A 19,120-nucleotide genomic window follows, 5' to 3' on the forward strand; every position below is an offset into this window, starting at 1 on the left:
CAGTAGTTTCGCGGCATGGGGAGACAGTTCGTAGCCGCTCTGTTGCTCTTCGTGGCCGGGTGCTCCGGCGGCTCGGAGGCGGTGCCCGGCGGTGGCAAGATCGACGCCCTGCTCGCCAAGGCGCCCGTTCACACAGGTCAGGTGACACCCGGCTCGGCCGTGGACCGCATCAGGAAGCGCGGGAAGCTGCTGATCGGCGGCTCCCAGGACGCCCCGCTGCTGTCCCAGCTCGACCCGATCAGCGGCGAGCTCACGGGCTTCGACGCCTACCTGGGCAAGCTGCTCGCCCACTACATCGTCGGCAAGCCCTCGGCGGAGCTGCTCTCCGCGACGTCGGAGACGCGCGAACCGTTGCTGGCCAACGGCACCGTCGACGTGATCATCCAGACCTACACGATCACGCCCGCGCGCCAGGAGCGCGTGTCGTTCGCCGGGCCGTACTACCAGTCGGGGCAGTCGATCGCGGTGCGCAAGGGCACGACCGGCATCTCCGCACCCGCTGACCTGGCGGGCAGGACCGTCATCGTCGGCGCGAACACACCCGGCGTGAAGGCCGTCCAGGACGCGGCGCCCACCGCGAAGATCGTCGAGTTCGGCTCCGATCCCGAGTGCCTGACGGCGCTGAAGCAGGGCCGTGGCGAGGCCTACGTGCAGGACCAGGCGATTCTGGTCGCCGACGCGTCCAAGGACAGCGAGCTGCAGCTCGTCGGCGAGCCGTTCACCGAGGACCCGTACGGCATCGGCATCAAGCACGGGGACGCCGAGTTCACGGCGTTCGTGAACGACTGGCTGCGCGAGCTCGGCAAGTCGGGGCTGTGGCAGGAGGTCTGGAAGCAGACGATCGGCACCGTGGTCACCGGCGAAGCGCCGGCGCCACCCGCGATCGCCTCATGAGCCTGGTCCTCGAAGGCTTTCTGAACACCGTCGCCCTGACCCTGCTGTCGTTCGCCGGCGCGCTGCTCGCCGGGGTGCTGGTGGCCATCATGAGGATCGTGCCGGTACCGCTGTTGCGCGCGGCCGGCGCGGTCTACGTGGAGGTGTGGCGGAACGTCCCGCTGCTCGCCTGGCTGGTGCTGTTCGTGTTCGGCCTGCCGGAGGTGGGCGTGAAGATGCCGTTGTTCTGGACGGCTTTCACGGCGATCGCGCTCTACGAGGCGGCCTTCGTGGCGGAGGCGCTGCGGTCGGGCGTGAACTCGGTGGCGTCCGGGCAGGGGGAGGCCGCGCGGGCGCTGGGGCTGTCGTTCCGGCAGTCGTTGCGGCACGTGATCCTGCCGCAGGCCTTGAAGAACGTCGTGCAGCCGTTGGCGAACATCGCGATCGCGTTGACGATGGCGACAGCGCTCGCTGGTGTGGTCGGAGTAGTGGACATGACCCGTGCGGCGCAACGGATCAACCTGGAGCTCGCGCAGCCGTTGCTGGTGTTCACCGGCGTCGGGCTCTGTTATCTGGTGATGGCCGCCGGGATCGGGTTCGGTGCGCGCGTGCTGGAACGGCGGCTGGCCTGATGTTCGACGCTCCCGGTCCCCGGTTCCGCCGCCGGGTCTTCTGGATTTCCGTGGCGTCCGGGCTGGTGCTCCTCGGGCTCGTCGCGCTGGGGTTGCGGCAGTTCGCGGCCGGTGGGCAGCTGGAGCCGGTTCGGTGGAGGCCGTACCTGACCTGGCCCGTGTGGCGTTATCTGCTCGGGGGCCTGTGGTCGACGGTGGTGGCGGCGTGCGCGACGGGGGTGCTGGCGATGGCGGGTGGGTTGCTGCTCGCGTTGCGGCCCAACCGGTTCACTCGCGGCTACGCCGAGGTCATGCGCACGGTTCCGGTGCTGCTGCTCGTGTACGTGATGCTGTTCGTGCTGCCGTCGTTCGGGGTGAACCTGCCGCTGTTCTGGAAGCTCGTGGTGCCGCTCGCGTTGTCGCACGCGGCGTCCTACGCGGTGATCTTCCGGGCGGGCGTCTCGGCGGTCGACCCCGGCCAGCGCGAGGCGGGGCTGTCGCTGGGCATGCCGGACGGTGTGGTGACGCGGTTCGTGGTGCTGCCACAGGCCGTGCGGCACATGATGCCGTTGCTCGTGACCCAGGCCGTCAGCCTTTTGAAGGACACCTCGCTGGGCTATGTCGTGTCCTACACGGAGTTGTTGTTCAACGGGCGGGTGCTCGCGAACTACAACGGCCTGCTGATCCAGACCTTCATCGTCGTCGCGTTCGTCTACCTCGTGGTCAACCTGGCGCTGTCCAGGCTGGCCCACCGGCTGGAGGCCGCTCGTGCCCGCACTGCTCGCTGAGGTGACCCGGTCGGGGTTCGTGGAGAGCCTGCACCACGGCAGCGTCGTCGGCCTGCTGCCGTCCGGAGCCGTGGGCGTTTCCGTTGGCCCGGTGGAGGACCCGGTGCTGCCGCGGTCGTGCATGAAGCCGTTCCAGGCGCTGGCGTGCCTGTCCGCCGGAGCGCCGCTGGCCGGGCCCGCGCTGGCGATCGCGGCAGGGTCGCACACGGGGGAGAACCGGCACGTCGGGCTGGTGATGCAGCTGCTCGGCGGGTTACCGGTCGGGTTGCTGCGCTGCCCGCCGTCCTGGCCGGAGGACGAGGAGACGCGCCAACGGCTGACGGAACCGTCCCGGGTGCGGATGAACTGTTCCGGCAAGCACGCGGCGATGCTCGCGGCGTGCGTGGCGGCGCGGTGGCCGACGCAGACCTACCTGGAGCCTTCGCATCCGTTGCAGCGGCTGGTGATGCGGACCGTGGAGGAGTTGTCCGAAGAGTCCGTTGTGCACACGGCGATCGATGGCTGTGGCGCGCCCGTGTACGCGTTGTCGTTGCACGGCTTGGCGCGTGCGATGCAGGGGCTCGTGCGCACACCCGTCGCCGATGCCATGCGCGGGTTTCCCGAGTACGTCGGCGGGACCGGGCACGTGAACACCGTGGTCATGCAGCAGTTGCCGGGCGTGGTGGCCAAGGGCGGAGCGGAGGGTGTGCTGGTGCTGGCGACCGCCGCCGGGCACGCGGTCGCGGTGAAGGTGCTCGACGGCAATCCCCGTGCCACGACGGCGATCGGGCTCACCGCGCTGGCGTCCATGGGGTTCGACGTGTCGCCCGCGAAGGAGTTTCTGTCCGTGCCGGTGCTCGGTGGCGGGCAGGTCGTCGGGGAGGTTCGCGTCGTGTTCTAGAACTCCTCGGGGACGTCGAGCATGCCGAGCTGGGCCATGACGGTCGCCGTGTCGCCGTAGATCCGCTCGCAGACGAGGACGTCCTTGTCGAACAGGAAGAAACCGGCCATCCTGACCTTGAACGACCGTCCGGTAACTTCTTCGCCGATGAGGCTGCCCAGGTGCGTGCCCTGCAGTTCGAACTCCACGATCACGGCGTCGTCGGCGTGGTGGACGTCGATGATCTTGTTTCGCTGGTCGGGGAACGCCGCGCGGGTGCGTTGCCAGTAGCCGCGAACCGCGTCCACGCCTTCGAAGACCTGGCCGGACGCCATGATCTCGTACCGGGGGTGCGGAAACGTGTTCAGAGAGGTGTCGAAGTCGTGGTCGTTCTGCGACTCCATGTGCTCCAAGACGATCGCTTCACGCAGCGCTCTGAGCGCCTTGGACTCGGTCATACCGGCCGACCCTCCTACGTACGCCGTACGTCGCAGGGAAGCTACTCCACGTCGTGCGGTCTCCGCCAGTGTCGTCGTCACGTGAGCCGCTGACCCGCGACCGCATCGTGGATGCGGCCGTGCGGTTGATCGAACATGAGGGCGTCGAGGCCGTCTCGATGCGGCGGCTGGCCGCCGAGCTGGGCGCGGGCACGATGTCGCTGTACAACCACGTGCCGAACAAGGCCGTGCTGGTGGACCTGGCCGCTGAGCGGATCATGGCGGACGCGCGGCCGTACCAGGTCGACAGCGACGACTGGCGTGATCACATCCGCGCCCACGCCCGTGCCGTGCGGGAGCTGGCGCGGCGGCACCCCCGCGCGTTCGTGATGCTGGCGACGCGCCGGCTGAGCAGCGAGGCGGGGTTCCGGACGATCGAGGCGGCGCTGATGAACTTCGACCGCGCGGGGTTCCGGGGCAAGATCGCCGTCGGGATGATGCGGGCGATGGTGTCGTACCTGCTGGGCACCCTGATGAGGGAGGTCGCGACCTCGCCGGAGCTCGGCGGGATCGCGTTGTCGCCCTACGTGGACGTCGACGTGTCGGCGTTCCCGTTGTCCGCTGAGGTGATCGGCGAGCTGGGGACCTACGACCACGATCACGAGTTCGAGTTCGGTCTCGAACTCATGATCGCGGCGTTGGAGCGCTACCAGGCCTAGGGGCGCATCTCGTAGCGGCCGGAGAGCGCTTCCACCTGCTGCCAGACGGCGTCGAAACGGGCCTGGTCGACGTGCGGCTTGCGGACCTGCCGCACGGCCCACTGCTGCTGGGCCTCTGTGCTGCTGGCCTTGCCGTGCAGGGCGGTCGCGTAGCCGGCGAAGTCGCGGACCAGGACGTCGAAGATCTGGTCGAGCACGTGCTGGTCGGTGCCCGTGATCTTCGCCTGCTCCAGAACCAGCTGGCCGTAGACGACCAGGGTGAAGAGGTGGCCGAGGTTGAGCAGGAAGTCGAGGTCCTTCTGCTGGGCCTCGTCCGGCGCCGCCGTGGTCAGCAGCGTCTTGATGGCCCTGGCCTGCTCGTGGAACAGCGCCACGTTGGGCAGGTGGGCGTGCTCGGTGTAGATCGGCTCCCAGTCGTGGAACTGGATCTTGCCGAGACCGCGTGCGGGACCCTGGTGCCAGAAGAAGTCGTCGTCCGTGGCGTCGTGGCGCGTCGGGACCTCGTCGTAGGCCTTGGGGTTGAAGAGGTAGTTCGGCATGAACTTGAGCACCAGAGCCAGGTTCACGTGAACGGTGCCTTCGAGCTTGGGGAGCGCGCGGATGTCGGCCGTGGCGCGGGTGAAGTAGGTGTCCTTCTCGAAACCCTTGGCGGCGATGACGTCCCAGAGCAGGTCGATGACGTTCTCGCCCTCGCTCGTGACCTTCATCTTGGTGATGGGGTTGAAGAGGAGGTAGCGGCGGTCGTTCTCGCCGGCGCTGCGGAAGTAGTCGACGCTGCGGTCCGCGAAGAGCTTCATGGCGGTGAGGCGCGCGTAGGCGTCGACGAAGTTCTGGCGCACGTGCGGGAAGTTCGTGACCGGGTTGCCGTAGAGGATCCGGTTGTGGGCGTGGGTGATCGCCTCGTAGAACGAGTGCTCGCAGATGCCGATGCTGGCCGTGCAGAGGTTGAACTTGCCGACGTTGACGGTGTTGAGCGCGGCGGAGAAGGCGTCGGGGCCGCGGTGCAGGACGTCGGCGTCGGTGAGGGGGTAGGCGTTGAGGCGGAACTCGCTCACGAACATCTGGCTGTCGACGACGTTCTTGACGAGCTCGAAGTTCTCGTGCTGGCTGTCGACGGCGAAGAAGACGTACTCGTCGGAGTCCGCGAGCTTGCCGAAGACGCTGACCATGCCGGCGACGTTGCCGTTGCCGATGTAGTACTTGCCGCCGGTGGCCGTGTAGCCGGTCTCCGTCTTCGTGACGATCATGTCGGTGCTGTAGACGTCGGCGCCGTGCTCCTTCTCGGAGAGACCGAACGCGAAGACCGCGCCGCTGTCGAGGAGGGCCGCCGCCTTCTGCTTGGCCTCGGAGTTGCCGCTCATCCAGATCGGGCCGAGGCCGAGGACCGTGACCTGCCAGGCGTACCAGTACTGCAAACCGTAGAAGCCGAGCACCTCGCTGAACGCGGCGTTGCGGGCGGCGTCCCAGCGCTTGGTGCCGTCGACGCTCGCGGGCGTGCAGAAGGTGGCGAAGAGCTTCTCGCGCTTCACGAAGTCGAGGAACTCGGTGTACCAGACCTTGTCCTGCGCGTCCGCGATGAGCTGCCGCTTGCCGCGGGCCTCGAACCAGTCGACGGTCGCCCTGAGCAGGCGCCGCGTCTCGTCGTCGAGGTGGGCGGGGTCGTAGTGGTTCGGGTCGAGCAGCACTGGCGCCTCCTTGCGTCTCTTCTTTCGGACGCTACCAGTGAGTAACTTGTGGGTCTACGTGGGGTTTCCCTCTCCCTCGGAAATTGTCAGACCCCCGGCGTAACGTGCTCCGCATCACATCTTCAGGCTGGAGGCTGCGTTGCGATGACGGTGGTTGTGGCGATCGGTACGCGCAAGGGGCTGTGGCTCGCCCGCAGTGAGGATCGGGTCTCGTGGCAGGTCGACGGGCCGCACCACGCGATGCAGGAGGTGTACGCGGTCGCGTTCGACTCGCGTTCGGGCCTCCGTCTGATGGCGGGTGTGTCCTCACCGCACTTCGGCCCGGGAGTGTCCATCTCGGACGACCTGGGTGCCACCTGGGAGGAGTCGTCCACGCCGCCGATCGCGTTCCCGGTCGACGACGCGGCGCTCGAACGCGTCTGGCAGCTCCAGCCCGCACCGGCCTCGCAGCCGGGCGTGGTCTGGGCGGGCACCCAGCCGTCGGCTCTGTTCAAGTCCTCCGACGGCGGCCGCTCGTTCGAGTTCGTCGAGGGCCTCTGGAACCACCCGCACCGCCCGGAGTGGGAGGCGGGCTTCGGCGGCCAGGCCGTCCACACGATCGTGCCCGACCCGGTGGACCCGGACCGGCTGCTGGTGGCGATGTCGACCGGCGGCGTCTACCGCACCGCCGACGGCGGCAAGTCCTGGGAGGCCCGCAACAAGGGCATCAAGGCGTACTTCTTCCCGGACCCGTGGCCGGAGTTCGGCCAGTGCGTCCACAAGGTCGCGCAACATCCTGCTTTGTCATCACGCTTCTACGCCCAGAACCACCACGGCGTCTACCGCAGCGACGACGGAGGCGACACCTGGCAGTCGATCGCCGACGGCCTGCCCACCGACTTCGGCTTCGCCATGGTCGTCCACCCCCACGACCCGGACACGATCTTCACGTTCCCGATCGAGGCGGACGGCCGCCGCTTCCCACCGGAAGGCAAGTGCCGCGTCTACCGCTCCCAGGACGCCGGCGCCACCTGGCAGGCCCTGGGCGAAGGACTGCCCGACGACTTCTGGACAGCGGTGATGCGCGACGCCATGTGCACCGACGACGCCGAAGTCCCCGGCGTCTACTTCGGCTCCCGCTCGGGCGAGGTCTACGCGAGCCCCGACGAGGGCGAGACCTGGCACCGAGTGGCAGCCCACCTCCCGGACGTGATGTCGGTCCGAGCAGCGGTGGTCCCGACGTGAAGGTGAAGGTCCTGATCCCAGGCGTCCTCCGCACCGCCACCGACGGCGCCGCCCACCTGGACGTGGAAGTCCCGGACCCAGCCACCCTGGGCGCAGCCCTCGACGTCCTGGCGGACACCTACCCACAACTGGACCGCCGCCTGCGCGACGAACGAGCCGCCCTGCGCCGCTACGTGAACTTCTACGTCAACGGCGAGGAGTGCCGCCGCCTGGCAGGCCCGGCCACCCCACTCCCGTCAGGCGCCGAAATCCAAATCCTGCCGTCCGTGGCAGGAGGCTGACGCCCCGCGCCCGCCGGGTAGCGCCGCCCTAGGGAGGGCGGCGCCACCCGGCACCGGCGACTGCCGGGTGGCGGGCCACTCGGCTGCCAACGCCACACGCCTGCCCGCCACCATCACCCGACTACCACTGCCGCACACTCGCTGGCCGTCATCACCGGCGACCGCTGCCCGTTCCAACTCGCCGCCTATACCGGCCTACCGCAGCCACCCGGCTGTTGCCACCAATCGTCACCACATAGGACCTGCGCCTACCGAAACCGCCTGCTACTTACCGCTGCCGCTCACCGCCCGCTCCCACTCCGGGTTAGCGCGCCACCCCCTGCTTACTTGCCGCCGCCACCCCGCCACTTCGGCTGCCTGCACCTCCGCTCCGGCCGGCCCGCGCCACTCACCACCGCCACCCCGCAACTGCGGCTGCCGCCACCCCGCCGCCCCACCGGGCTGCCGTCACCTCGCCACCGGCTTGCCAGCCGTTGCAGTTGCCGCGGGCCTACCGCTTCGGCTGTCGCCACCAACCCGCCGCCGGTCCCCACCAATCCGCCGCCGGTCTCCCGCCGTCCCGCATCCCGCCGCCGGTTACCTCGCCACTGCTGGTGTCGCCATCGCACTACCGGCTGCCCGTGCCATTCCGGCTGCGGCCGCACCACCACCTCGGCTGCAGCCGCCACCCCGCTCTCGGCGATCACCAACCCGCCCGGCCGTCGCCAGGCATCCCCCTGCCCCGGACCAGCCCCCACGACCAAGCCCCACCCCGGCCGCGCGAGCGGTCAGACCAACAGCAGTGACTTGCCGAGGGTGGTGCGTTCCTCGAGCGAGCGGTGAGCCTTCTCGGCCTCCGCCAACGGGTAGGTCGCGCCGATCACCGGCCGGAGCCGGCCCTGCGCGGTGAGGGTGAGCGCATTCGTGAGGAGTTCGCGCACGGTCGCCGGGTCGGGCGGCCCAGCCGCCAGCACGTTGTCCACGTGCACCTGCCGGCGGGCCGCCAGGTCCGGATCGATGTCGGCGAACCCCTCCGCGGTGCCGTAGGTGACGAAGTGGCCGCCGGCGGCCACCGTCTCGAACACGGCCCTGCCGAGTGGTCCTCCCGCGCCGTCGAAGGCCAGGGCCACGCCGTCCGTCGCCTCGCGGACCTGGTCCTGCCAGCCGTCCAGCGAGTAGTCGACGGCCAGGTCCGCGCCCAGTTCGCGGCTCAGCGCGAGCTTGCGTTCACCGCGGGCCGCGGCGACGACTCGTGCGCCTGCGTCGTGCAGAATTTGTACTAGCAGCGAGCCGGCGCCGCCCGTCGCGGCCGCCACCAGGACCCACTCGTCCTTCTTGATCTCCACGCGGCGGGCCAGCATGAGCGCGGTGACGCCGTCGTGCGCCAGGGCCGCCGCCTCGGCCGAGGTCAGGCCGTCGGGCACGGCGACGATCTCCTCGGCGGGGAAGACCATCTGCTCCGCGTACCCGCCCGATCCGCGGCTGATGACGTGCCGGCCCAGCCACGCCGGGTCCACGCCTTCACCTACCGAGAGCACGTGGCCCGCGCCGCCTCCGCCCGGCACGTAGGGAAGGGTCAGCGGGAAGAACTCGCCGCCCCAGCCCTTGCGCAGCAGCGTGTCGAGGAAGATCACGTCGGCGACCTCCACGCCCACCACCACCTGCCCCGGACCTGCCACCGGCGCGGGAACCTCCTCCACGCGGAGCACCTCGGGACCACCGAACTCGTGCACACGGACAGCACGCACCGCCACCACATCCCCCACCTGGATCAACTGGTCGCGTCCCACCGTAAAAGCTCCAGGTTGGTGGAGATCAAGCCCGGATCTCAGCAGGAGGCGAAGTCGTCCAGCAGTGCCGAGGCGACCTCGACGTCCGGGCTGAGCTGGCGGTCGGACATGTCCGGGTTGAGCTTCGACTCGGCGACCTCGAAGGCGGCCCGCAGCGACGCGGTCTGCGGCGTGATGCCGCGTAGCCGGAGGGCGCGGACGGCGGCGACGACCTCGCACGCGAGGACCAGGCGGAACGCGCTCAGCGAGCGCAGGGCCTGGGAGGCGGACTGGAAGGCGAAGCTCGAGTTCTCCTCCTGGCCGCGCGACACGACGGCGTTGCCGATGCTCGCGGGTTCGGCGAGGGTGCGGACCTCGGCCAGCGCGGAGTTGGCGCTGTACTCGAGGATCATCACGCCCGAACTGCCGGGCACGCCCTCGGCGAGGAACGGGCGCAGGCCGGTGAAGTTCGGCTCGACGAGCGTGGCGAGGCGGGCGGTCGAGATGTGGCCGGTGTGCAGCATCGCGAGCCGGAGCCGGTCGAGTGCCTGGCCCAGGTACGCGCTGTGGAACGCGCCGTGGTGGTAGGCGGCGTCGTCCTCCGGTCCGAAGTGGTCGGAGACGATCAGCGGGTTCTCGGCGGCGGCGTTGAACTCGACGTCCAGGACGCGGGCCAGGTCGGTGGCGGCGTCGACGGCCGGGCCGTGGATCTGCGGGAAGCAGCGGTAGCCGAACGGGTCCTGGATGCGTGCCGGAGGGCGTGGTGGTTCGCCGATCAGGCGGCGCATCTCGGCGGCCACCGCCACCTGGCCTGGATGCGGGCGGCCTAGGTGGACGCGTTCGTCGTAGGCCTCGACGGCTCCGTCCACGGCGAGGAACGACAGCGCGGCGACGACGTGCGTGGCCTTGAGGAGCTGGTGCGCGTCCTGCCAGGCCAGGCCCGCCATGCCGATGGTGAGGGCGTTGCTGCTGATCAACGCCAGCGCGTCACCCGAGTCGAGTTCGATCGGGTCGGGGGTCTGCGTGGAGCCGAGCCAGTAGCGCTCGCCGAGCAGGGTCAGGCCGGTTTCGGCGAGGGCGGTGAGGTCGCCCGTGCCGATGGCGCCGTACTCGTGGACGCCGGGGTAGCAGCTGCTGTTCAGCGCGGCGAGCAGTGCGTCGGCCACGGCTCTGCGCACGCCGGCACCGCCCGCGAGGAGCTGGTTGAGACGCACGACCATCATGGCGCGCACCTGCTCCTCGGGGAGCATGCCGCCGAGCCCGCCCGCGTGGCTGCGCAGCAGGCGCAGGCCGTGCTCGGCCCAGCCCTCCGTGCTGATGATCTGGTCGCGGTTCGCGCCGACGCCCGTCGTGCGGCCGTACACCTGTCGCCGCACCACAAGGCGCTGGCTGGCACCCCACGACGCTTCGAGGCGTGCGAGGCCATCAGCGTGCAGCGCCACCGGCGAGTGGTACCGCGCGACGCGCACCACCTCGTCGGCGCTGAGGGACTGGCCGTCCAGCACGACAGGGGAGTCTTCGACCATGGCGCCAATGTGAGCACATAGGGTTCAGAGGTGCTCGTACTGCATGGCCTGTGCACGACCGACGGTGTTCTCGCACTGTGGGCCGAAGACTCCGGGCTGCCCGCACGCAGTGAGAGCACGCGTCGCGACGCGCCGCATCCGTTCGCGGCATCGGCCGAATCGCTGGCCGCCGCGCTCGGGCAGGAACCACACAAAACGACCACACGGGCGTTGCTGCTGCCATCGTTCTCGTCGGGGCCGATGGCGTCTCCCGAACTGGTGCGCGACCCGCTGGCGGTGGGACGAGCGCAGCGCGGCAAGGTGCAGCTGCGGCAGTGGGGCGTGCCCACGATCCGTCTCGACGGCGCCCCGGAACGCGGCGCCGAGGTGCGGCTGAGCGACTCCGCGCGGTTCGTGTTCGACGTGGCCGGGTTCGCCACCGACCTGGTCGACCGCGGTCGCGTGCTGCCGTCGGTCGCGCCCGATCGAGCCGTCGCGCAGTGGGTGCCGGTGCTCTCGGGAACGGATTCGGCGCGGTTCGCGGCGTTGCAGGCCGCGATGCCGCCCGCCTGCCGGTGCGAGCAGATCGCCGGCGACCCGGCGGAACTCGTGCGCGCGGCACTGACGACCGCGGTCGACGAGCAGGTGCGGAGCCGGTTGAGCGGCACGGCTCTCGCCCCGGCACGGCGTGGCCGCGCGACGACGGCGGAGTCCTGGCTCGACGCGCTCACCGGCGAGCCCGCCTTCGACGCGGACCCCGTCGAGCTCTACGAACTGCGCGAGCAACTGGACCGCTGGCGCGACAGCGCGGGCAACGAGAGCCCCGTGCGCACCTGCTTCCGGCTGCGCTCGCCAGAGCAGCGCGACGACGAGGAGTGGGCCGTCGAGTTCCTGCTGCAGGCCGTCGACGAGCCGAGCGTCCTCGTGCCCGCGCAGCAGGTCTGGTTCGCGGACGACAGCGTCCTGCGGCGCTGGATCCCGGCGCCGCAGGAGCACCTGCTGGCCGATCTCGGCCGCGCGAGCAAGCTGCACCCCGACCTGGACGAGGCGTTGCGCGGCTCTCACCCGGCCGAGATGGAGGTGAGCGCGGAGGGCGCGTACCGGTTCCTGACCGCCGCACCGGTGCTGGCGCAGGCCGGATTCGGCGTGCTGCTGCCGTCGTGGTGGCAGCAGACGACGAAGCTGGGCCTGAAGCTCACCACGAAGAGCCGCGGCACCGCCGGCACCGTCGCCAAGGAGAGCGAGATCGGCTTGAAGTCGATCGTGGACTACAAGTGGGAGCTCGCCCTCGGCGAGGACACGCTGACCGACGCCGAGCTCGCCGAACTGGCCAGGGCGAAGGTGCCGCTGGTCAAGGTGCGCGGCCAGTGGGTGCAGGTCGACCAGAAGCGGCTCGCCGCCGGACTCGCGTTCCTCAAGCGCGGAGGTGGGCAGATGACCGCCGCCGAGGTAATGCTCCACAGTGGACTTACGGAGGAGGACGAGAGCCTGCCGCTCCCGCTGATGTCCGTCGAGGCGGACGGCTGGCTCGGCGACCTGTTGTCCGGCAAGGCCGAGGAGCAGCTCGAACCCGTCGAGCCACCGGAGAGCTTCCTCGCCCGGCTGCGCCCGTACCAGCAGCGCGGCCTGGCGTGGCTCGCGTTCCTCGACAAGATCGGCCTGGGTGCGTGCCTGGCCGACGACATGGGCCTCGGCAAGACCGTTCAGCTGCTGGCGCTGGAGGCGTTGAACCGCGCCGGCGGCAAGAGGCCGCCGACGTTGCTGATCTGCCCGATGTCGGTCGTCGGCAACTGGCAACGCGAGGCAGCGCGGTTCACCCCGGAACTCTCGGTGCACGTGCACCACGGCGCGGACCGCCTGGACGGCGACGCGCTGCGCGAAGCCGTGGAGAGCCACGACCTCATCCTCACCACCTACGCGCTGGCCGCGCGCGACGCCGACGCGCTGAGCGAGCTCACCTTCGATCGCGTGGTGCTCGACGAGGCGCAGAACATCAAGAACAGCGCGACCCGTCAGTCCCAGGCGGTGCGCCAGCTCAAGGCACGTCACCGCGTCGCGCTCACCGGCACGCCCGTCGAGAACCGCCTGGCCGAGCTCTGGTCGATCATGGACTTCGCCAACCCCGGTGTGCTCGGCACGGTCAACACGTTCCGCGCCCGCTACGCCGTCCCGGTGGAACGCCACAACGACCAGGACGCCGCCGCCCGCCTGCGCAAGATCACGAATCCGTTCGTGCTGCGCCGGGTGAAGACCGACCCGCGCATCATCAGCGACCTGCCGGACAAGGTCGAGATGCGCCAGCTCTGCAACCTCACCACCGAGCAGGCCTCGCTCTACCAGGCCGTCGTCGACGACATGCTGGAGAAGATAGAGGAAGCGGAGGGCATCGGCCGCAAAGGACTGGTGCTCGCGACCATGTCGAAGCTCAAGCAGGTCTGCAACCACCCCGCCCACTTCCTCGGCGACGGCTCCCGCGTCGCCGGCCGCTCCGGCAAGCTCGCGCGGCTGGAGGAAGTACTCGAAGAAGTGCTCGCCGAGGGCGACAAAGCGTTGTGCTTCACGCAGTTCACCGAGTTCGGCAGCATGCTCGTGCCGTACCTGGCCGCGCGCTTCGACACCGAGGTGCTGTTCCTGCACGGCGGCACGAACAAGGCGGCCCGCGACCGCATGGTCGAGCGCTTCCAGGCCAGCAAGGGCCCGTCGCTGTTCCTGCTGTCGCTCAAGGCGGGCGGCACCGGCCTCAACCTCACCGCCGCGAACCACGTGATCCACCTGGACCGCTGGTGGAACCCGGCGGTCGAGGACCAGGCGACCGACCGCGCGTTCCGGATCGGCCAGCGCCGCAACGTGCAGGTGCGCAAGTTCGTGTGCATCGGCACGCTGGAGGAACGCATCGACGCCATGATCGAGGAGAAGCGCGCGCTGGCCCAGCTGGTGGTCGGCGCCGGCGAGAACTGGCTCACCGACCTGTCCACCTCGCAGTTGCGCGACCTGCTGAGGTTGTCCGGGGAGGCCATCGGTGAGTGAGCACTGGTCCGGCGAACGGCCCCGGTACGGCAAGACCATCAAGGTGGACAACGGTCTCAAGGCCAAGAGCAAGCGCGGCGACATCGGGGCGACCTGGTGGTCGCGCCGGTTCATCGAGGTGCTGGAGTCGTTCGGCATGGGTGGCCGGCTGACCCGCGGCCGCACCTACGCGCGGCAGGGCCAGGTGCTGTCGTTGTCGCTGTCCACGAGCATGGTCATCGCCCTGGTGCAGGGCTCGCGCCCCACGCCGTACAAGACGCGGATCGCGATCAAGTCGTTCACGGGCCAGGAATGGCAGCGCATCGAGCACGCGCTGGCGGGCAAGGCCCTGTACGCGGCGAAACTGCTGGCCGGTGAGATGCCTCCGGACATCGAGACGCTGTTCGCCTCGCTGGGACTGCGGCTCTTCCCCGCGACGCAGCGCGAGATGACGATGGACTGCAGCTGCCCGGACTGGGAGGTGCCGTGCAAGCACCTCGCCGCCACCTGTTACCTGCTCGCGGAGTCGTTCGACAACGACCCGTTCGAGATCCTCGCCTGGCGCGGCCGCAGCCGCGAGGACCTGCTCGACCGCCTGCGTGCGTTGCGCGGCACGGTGCGTTCCGCGGTGACCCGTGAGGAGGCGCCGCCGCTGACGAGGTGCCTGGACACGTTCTGGCAGCGCCAGACCACGTCGAACCTCCACTTCGGCGACCCCACGGCGGTGGTGCGCACGGACGCGGTGCTCGATCAGCTCGACGGAGTGCCGATCACCGTGGGCCGGTCGTCGCTGGCCGACCTGTTGCGCCCGGCCTACCTGTCGCTGAAGCCCGAGGAGTAGGCAGCCGCGCTGACCGGCTTCCGGAAAAACCGGCCAGCGCCGCCGAATCGTCCTCCCGCGTCAGCGGATCCAGCCGAGGCGCAGGAACACCGACTCGCCCGGGGCGTCGTCCAGCCCGTCGTTGTCGACCACGCCGACGAGCCGCTGGAGCGGCCAGCGGCCGACTACGGCGAGGCCTTCCGGCTTGTCGTGAGCGATCCCGGTCAGCTCGACCTTGCGCAGCTGCCACGAAGCAGGCCCGCTCCCGACCAGGTCGGCGATGGTCAGGTACCCGGCCGGCGCCCAGGGGATGGCGCCACCGTTGACGTCCTCGTCGCCTGCGCCTCACGCCCCGCACTGCGCCGCGCCCGGCCTGCGCCTCGCGCCGCGCATCCGCGCCCTGCGCCGCGCGTCTCACGCTTCGCCCGCGTCTCACGCGCCGCGGTCCACCGGTGGGCGGACGGCCACTCGGCGGCAGCGGTCGGCCGCGTACCGAGCTGCGGACCCGTCGGAAGCACTGGGATCCAGCGCGTTCAGGCGCGGGATGGCAGTGCGGCGCGGGTTGAGGGCAGCCTGGAGTGATGGGGGCGGCGACCCGTTGGGCGCTGTGCGGTCCGGGCGCGGTGGCTTGTGGGCGCGCGGAGGGCGAGCGGCTCGGGTCCGGCGGAGGGGTCAGTGGGCGGCTGGGCCGCCCCTGCTCTGGGGTCAGCGGGGGAGTTTCTGCCTGGAGCGGTTGGCCCACAGGGTCACGCCGGCGCCGGCGAGGCCTACCTGGAGAGCCAGTTCGATCCAGTCGATTCCCGGCGTGTCGGCCACGCCCAGGACCGTGGCGGCGGCGGTGCCCAGCAGGGCGGCGACGATGCCTACGAGGATGGTCGCGAGCAGCGACACGTGTTGCCTGCCCGGAACCACCAGACGGCCGAGGCCGCCGATGACGGCTCCGAAGAGCAGTGCGGTGAACAAGCCGCCGATCTCCACTGTGTACCCCCTGGGACTCTGATGCCTGTCGTTCCAGGGTCCACCGGGCACAGGGCCCCGCGGATCAGGTCTTTCCCTGACTGCTCCCTGAGTTCGCCCCTAGGAGCACCGCGGCTGTGGCGGACAGTTCGCGGCCCGGCACGTCCGGGTCGCAGCCCACCCTGGCGAGGCGGGCCCGGATGGCCGTGGGGGAGCGCTCCATGGCGTCGGCCAGGGACCTGATCAGTTTCGGGGAGTCGGTCTCGGACGGGGTGAGCCAGGCGGCGCGCAGGTCGGTGTCGAGGGCTTCGGTCCAGGGCTGGTTGGCGTTCGCGTGGCGGGACGGGCGGCTGCGCAGGCGCGTGTGGGCGCTCAGCACCCGCGCGAGGAGCTTGCCGACCGTGACGCCGCCCTCTACCGGCAGGCGCAGGCGGCCGTCGGCGATCACCTCGCCCGAGTCGAGTGAGCCGAGCAGGTCGAGGACCATCGAATCGTCGGAGTCGGTCGTCGCGCTCAGCCGGTAGTGGACCTCGCCGAGCTTGATCTCGTTGTGGAAGGTGGATGTCATGGGGTCGACGTTAGGGAGGGGGTCTGACGGTTTTTCCGGGGTGGAGCCCTGGAGGCCGTTGTGATGCGGGGAGTTCACTCGAAGGGGTGGAGGGCTACCCGGAGGTGACGGCGTTCCGGCCGGTCCCGATGTCGGCGCGGTCCGCGGCGGCACGCCCCGCGCCCCACCCGGCGGCCGACCGCACCGTCACGCGCGAGGTGCGCGTCCGCGTGAACATCTGCTCGTACAGCGTGTCCACGGCCTGCTTGCGGTCCGCGAGCACCGGCAGCAACCGCTCGTCCGAGGCGATCGGGTCGTCCGGAGCGGCGGGCGCGGCCGCCATCGCCTCCAGCCGCTCCCCGATCCGCGACGCGTACGCCACCAGGAACGACTTCCGGAACGGCCGCGAGCGCGCCTCACTGCCCTTGCCGGCGCGTCCGCCGACGGCGACCATCGCCCGCGTTGCCTGCACGAGCAGAGACGTCGACAGCAGCTCCACGCTCTCCAGGTCGACCTCGTCACCGACGAGAGCAATGAACCCGAACCCGTCGTAGGCCACCGCACGCGAGCGGAAGGCCTCCGACACCACGTGCACGAGCTGTGCCTTCTCCTTGAAGTAGCTCTTGTCCAGCCACATCCGCCGCGACGTCGCCTCCGCAGGCAGGTCCGCGTCGAGCATCGCCCGCTCCAGCGCGTGCCGGTTCATCAGCTCCTGCGCCTTGGCCGACAGCGCCTCCGCCTCCTCGGGGAACGCCGTCGACTCGGCCTTCGCCAGCAGTCCGCGGACCCGGTTGAGCACCTTCGGGTCCAGCCCCGCGCGCACGGCCGACATCAGCACGTCGCCCGGCAACGGCAGGATCTGCGGCAACGAGGGCAGCCGCCCGAGGAACTTCAGCAGCTCCGCGGCCGTGCGGTTCGCGTACGACAGCGTCTCGATGTGACGCGTCGCCCACGCCTCCAGCAGCGGCCCCTCCCACCACACCGAGGCGCCGATCTCGTCCAGCTGACGTTGCCACCGCGGATGCACCGTCGCCGGAGGATGCGGCGAACAGGACAAAGCGATCACGTCCACCACGAGAGAGGTGGCCGACTCATCGAGTGAACGCGACACCATCTCGCGCACGTCGTACGGCAGCCAGCCGCGCTGCCAGAGCGCATCGACCGCTTTCACCAGTTCCACGCCACGCAGTATGAGACGTCCGCCATGTGCACAGGTCGGGGACCACCTGGTAGACACGGGATGTGATCGAGCTCCAGTTCCGCGGCCGGACCGTCGTCCGCGACCACGCGCTGGTGATGGCGATCATCAACCGCACTCCGGACTCGTTCTACGACAAGGGCGCCACCTACGCCGAGGACGTGGCCATGGAGGCCGTGCACCGCGTCGTGGACGAGGGCGCGGACATCGTGGACATCGGCGGCGTGAAGGCCGGTCCCGGCGATCTGGTCGACTCCGGCGAGGAAGTGCGCCGCGTCGTGCCGTTCATCGCCCGCGTGCGTGCCGCCTACCCGGATCTGATCATCAGCAGCGACACCTGGCGCGCGGACGTCGGCCGGCTCGTCTGCGAGGCCGGAGCCGACCTGCTCAACGACACGTGGGCGGGCGCGGACCCGCAGCTGGCCGAGGTCGCCGCGGAGTACGGCGCCGGCTACGTCTGCTCGCACACGGGCGGTGCGGTGCCCCGCACGCGTCCGCATAGGGTGAGTTACCCGAACCTCGTCGCGGACGTCATCGCGGAGACGACGGCGCGTGCGGAGAGGGTGGTCGCACTCGGTGTGCCTCGCAAGAGCGTGCTGATCGACCCCACACACGACTTCGGCAAGAACACATGGCACAGCCTCGCGCTGGTGCGGCACACGGACGAGCTGGTGGCGACCGGGTGGCCGGTGCTGATGGCTCTGTCCAACAAGGACTTCGTCGGGGAGACCCTCGGCGTGGAACTGCACGAGCGCGTCGAGGGCACCCTCGTCGCGACCGTGATCGCGGCGTTGGCGGGCGCCGCGGTCTTTCGCGCGCACGAAGTGGCGCGCACCAGACGAGTACTCGAGTCCGTCGCTCGACTCTGAGCTGGAGGTATCAGGTGGACGACGTCTTCGCCCGGTTTTCGGATGACCGGTGGGACGACTTCCTCGACGAACTCGACAAGATCCGCGTGAGCGTGGTGGATCCCGCGGAACGACAGCAGATGAAGGTCACCGCACGCCGCGACGCACGAGAAGCGGGCACTCAGCCGTTGCTCGTGCGGATGGCCCTCGCGGACCACTACTTGAACCTGCTCGCCATCGGCGTGTGGGCGGGCGACGAGAGCTGGCGTGCCGATCTGCGCGACCTGGTCGTCTCTCTCGTGCCCGCGGAGGACGAGTCACGTGACGACGCACTGCTGAGCTCTGTCATCGCCGTTGTGCTCGCACAGCTGCTGCAGGACGCACGCCTGCGTGGCGGCTCCGAGGCCGACGTCATCGCACGGTCGGCGTGGGACAAGGCCCAGGAGTGGGCCGCCTACGCGGAGGACCGTCACGTGGAAAGGCTCCTGTACGCCTCCACAGAGGCCGGTGCACGCGTGGTGACGGCGTCGGAGGTGCAGGAGGTCATCGAGCTCGCCACGGCCGCGGCGGACGACCAGCACGCCGAAACGATCGCCGCGCTGGAGACCGAAGGCTTCACCGCGGAGTTCATGAACGGCGTGTGGGTGGTGGAGGGCGAGTTCCGCAACGCGGTGCGGGCCGCTGCGCGCGCGATCACGCTCACGGGCCACGGCTGCGTCCTCGCGCGCAACATCCGGTCATCGGCCGTGATGCTGTGGCACGAGAACACGCTCGCCATGGCGGACTCGAAGGTGCCGCGCTGGCGCGTCTACCCGATGCTCGCGCCCGTTACGCCGCAATCGAAGTTTTCAGGCGGTGAAGGTCTGCCGTTCACCCGCGAGACACACCCGTTGGCACCCGCTCCAGAAGTCGTGCGCCGGTTGGCGGACGCCGTTGGTGTCAACCTGTCCCATCTGCTGGCTGCATTGCGGTGAAAGGGTGATCTTTGACTTTCCGCAACCTCGACTCGTTATC

18 protein-coding genes are annotated in these 19,120 nt (G+C 70.0%); 11 read left to right on the forward strand and 7 right to left on the reverse strand.

The features are described 5' to 3' along the window. Nucleotides 1-15 precede the first annotated feature (15 nt). Genes AB0M48_RS16375 through AB0M48_RS16390 form a run of 4 tightly spaced genes read left to right on the forward strand, consistent with a single transcriptional unit; the run spans nucleotide 16 to nucleotide 3,152 of the window. Complete coding sequence (locus AB0M48_RS16375; RefSeq protein ID WP_363841896.1) at nucleotides 16-894, forward strand: glutamate ABC transporter substrate-binding protein; 879 nt, start codon at nucleotides 16-18, stop codon at nucleotides 892-894. Next, a complete protein-coding gene (locus tag AB0M48_RS16380; protein WP_363841899.1) occupies nucleotides 891-1,505 on the forward strand; it encodes an amino acid ABC transporter permease in 615 nt (204 codons plus the stop codon). Before AB0M48_RS16375 ends, AB0M48_RS16380 begins: the two co-directional genes overlap by 4 nt. Beyond that, nucleotides 1,505-2,272, forward strand: coding sequence for an amino acid ABC transporter permease (locus AB0M48_RS16385; protein WP_363841902.1), 768 nt, complete (start codon nucleotides 1,505-1,507; stop codon nucleotides 2,270-2,272). Before AB0M48_RS16380 ends, AB0M48_RS16385 begins: the two co-directional genes overlap by 1 nt. Further along, the gene (locus AB0M48_RS16390; RefSeq protein WP_363841905.1) at nucleotides 2,253-3,152 is read left to right on the forward strand and encodes an asparaginase; all 900 of its coding nucleotides are present in this window, start codon (nucleotides 2,253-2,255) and stop codon (nucleotides 3,150-3,152) included. The genes AB0M48_RS16385 and AB0M48_RS16390 overlap by 20 nt, the downstream gene beginning before the upstream one ends. Here the strand turns inward: AB0M48_RS16390 and AB0M48_RS16395 are convergent. Further along, the gene (locus AB0M48_RS16395; protein WP_363841908.1) at nucleotides 3,149-3,589 is read right to left on the reverse strand and encodes an ester cyclase; all 441 of its coding nucleotides are present in this window, start codon (nucleotides 3,587-3,589) and stop codon (nucleotides 3,149-3,151) included. The two genes, AB0M48_RS16390 and AB0M48_RS16395, sit on opposite strands and share 4 nt — an antisense overlap. 53 nt (nucleotides 3,590-3,642) lie before the next feature. Between AB0M48_RS16395 and AB0M48_RS16400 the strand changes: the two genes are divergently transcribed. Beyond that, the gene (locus AB0M48_RS16400) at nucleotides 3,643-4,287 is read left to right on the forward strand and encodes a TetR/AcrR family transcriptional regulator C-terminal domain-containing protein (RefSeq protein ID WP_363841911.1); all 645 of its coding nucleotides are present in this window, start codon (nucleotides 3,643-3,645) and stop codon (nucleotides 4,285-4,287) included. On the opposite strand, the gene AB0M48_RS16405 is transcribed toward AB0M48_RS16400, so the two are convergent. Beyond that, nucleotides 4,284-5,972: an acyl-CoA dehydrogenase family protein gene (locus AB0M48_RS16405; protein WP_363841914.1), complete on the reverse strand. Its 1,689-nt coding sequence runs from the start codon at nucleotides 5,970-5,972 to the stop codon at nucleotides 4,284-4,286. The genes AB0M48_RS16400 and AB0M48_RS16405 overlap by 4 nt on opposite strands. A 144-nt stretch (nucleotides 5,973-6,116) precedes the next feature. Between AB0M48_RS16405 and AB0M48_RS16410 the strand changes: the two genes are divergently transcribed. Then, nucleotides 6,117-7,196: an exo-alpha-sialidase gene (locus AB0M48_RS16410; RefSeq protein ID WP_363841916.1), complete on the forward strand. Its 1,080-nt coding sequence runs from the start codon at nucleotides 6,117-6,119 to the stop codon at nucleotides 7,194-7,196. Beyond that, complete coding sequence (locus AB0M48_RS16415; protein WP_363841918.1) at nucleotides 7,193-7,477, forward strand: MoaD/ThiS family protein; 285 nt, start codon at nucleotides 7,193-7,195, stop codon at nucleotides 7,475-7,477. The genes AB0M48_RS16410 and AB0M48_RS16415 overlap by 4 nt, the downstream gene beginning before the upstream one ends. Nucleotides 7,478-8,244: 767 nt before the next feature. Here AB0M48_RS16415 and AB0M48_RS16420 read toward each other — a convergent pair. After that, a complete protein-coding gene (locus AB0M48_RS16420) occupies nucleotides 8,245-9,204 on the reverse strand; it encodes a zinc-binding dehydrogenase (protein ID WP_363841921.1) in 960 nt (319 codons plus the stop codon). A gap of 80 nt (nucleotides 9,205-9,284) precedes the next feature. Further along, nucleotides 9,285-10,751, reverse strand: coding sequence for an aromatic amino acid ammonia-lyase (locus AB0M48_RS16425; RefSeq protein WP_363841924.1), 1,467 nt, complete (start codon nucleotides 10,749-10,751; stop codon nucleotides 9,285-9,287). A 30-nt stretch (nucleotides 10,752-10,781) separates the two neighbouring features. Between AB0M48_RS16425 and AB0M48_RS16430 the strand changes: the two genes are divergently transcribed. Together AB0M48_RS16430 and AB0M48_RS16435 are read left to right on the forward strand one after the other, a co-directional pair. Next, complete coding sequence (locus AB0M48_RS16430) at nucleotides 10,782-13,757, forward strand: DEAD/DEAH box helicase (RefSeq protein WP_363841926.1); 2,976 nt, start codon at nucleotides 10,782-10,784, stop codon at nucleotides 13,755-13,757. Then, the gene (locus tag AB0M48_RS16435; protein ID WP_363841929.1) at nucleotides 13,750-14,577 is read left to right on the forward strand and encodes an SWIM zinc finger family protein; all 828 of its coding nucleotides are present in this window, start codon (nucleotides 13,750-13,752) and stop codon (nucleotides 14,575-14,577) included. The genes AB0M48_RS16430 and AB0M48_RS16435 overlap by 8 nt, the downstream gene beginning before the upstream one ends. 684 nt (nucleotides 14,578-15,261) lie before the next feature. Here AB0M48_RS16435 and AB0M48_RS16440 read toward each other — a convergent pair. The 3 genes from AB0M48_RS16440 to AB0M48_RS16450 form a co-directional block, all read right to left on the reverse strand. Further along, on the reverse strand, nucleotides 15,262-15,534 hold the full coding sequence (locus AB0M48_RS16440; protein WP_363841932.1) for a GlsB/YeaQ/YmgE family stress response membrane protein: 273 nt from the start codon (nucleotides 15,532-15,534) through the stop codon (nucleotides 15,262-15,264). A gap of 64 nt (nucleotides 15,535-15,598) precedes the next feature. Beyond that, nucleotides 15,599-16,081 (reverse strand): hypothetical protein, encoded by a 483-nt coding sequence (locus tag AB0M48_RS16445; protein ID WP_363841935.1) that lies wholly within the window; start codon nucleotides 16,079-16,081, stop codon nucleotides 15,599-15,601. A 94-nt stretch (nucleotides 16,082-16,175) separates the two neighbouring features. After that, complete coding sequence (locus AB0M48_RS16450; protein WP_363841938.1) at nucleotides 16,176-17,240, reverse strand: DUF2786 domain-containing protein; 1,065 nt, start codon at nucleotides 17,238-17,240, stop codon at nucleotides 16,176-16,178. Between the two features lie 62 nt (nucleotides 17,241-17,302). Here AB0M48_RS16450 and folP point away from each other — a divergent pair, with 62 nt between their 5' ends. Continuing rightward, a complete protein-coding gene (folP, locus tag AB0M48_RS16455) occupies nucleotides 17,303-18,127 on the forward strand; it encodes a dihydropteroate synthase (RefSeq protein WP_363841942.1) in 825 nt (274 codons plus the stop codon). Nucleotides 18,128-18,141: 14 nt separating this feature from the next. After that, nucleotides 18,142-19,080, forward strand: coding sequence for a hypothetical protein (locus AB0M48_RS16460; RefSeq protein WP_363841945.1), 939 nt, complete (start codon nucleotides 18,142-18,144; stop codon nucleotides 19,078-19,080). Nucleotides 19,081-19,120: the final 40 nt, after the last annotated feature.

This window comes from Lentzea sp. NPDC051208 (genome assembly GCF_040682435.1).
In the GTDB taxonomy this organism is placed as follows: domain Bacteria; phylum Actinomycetota; class Actinomycetes; order Mycobacteriales; family Pseudonocardiaceae; genus Lentzea; species Lentzea kristufekii.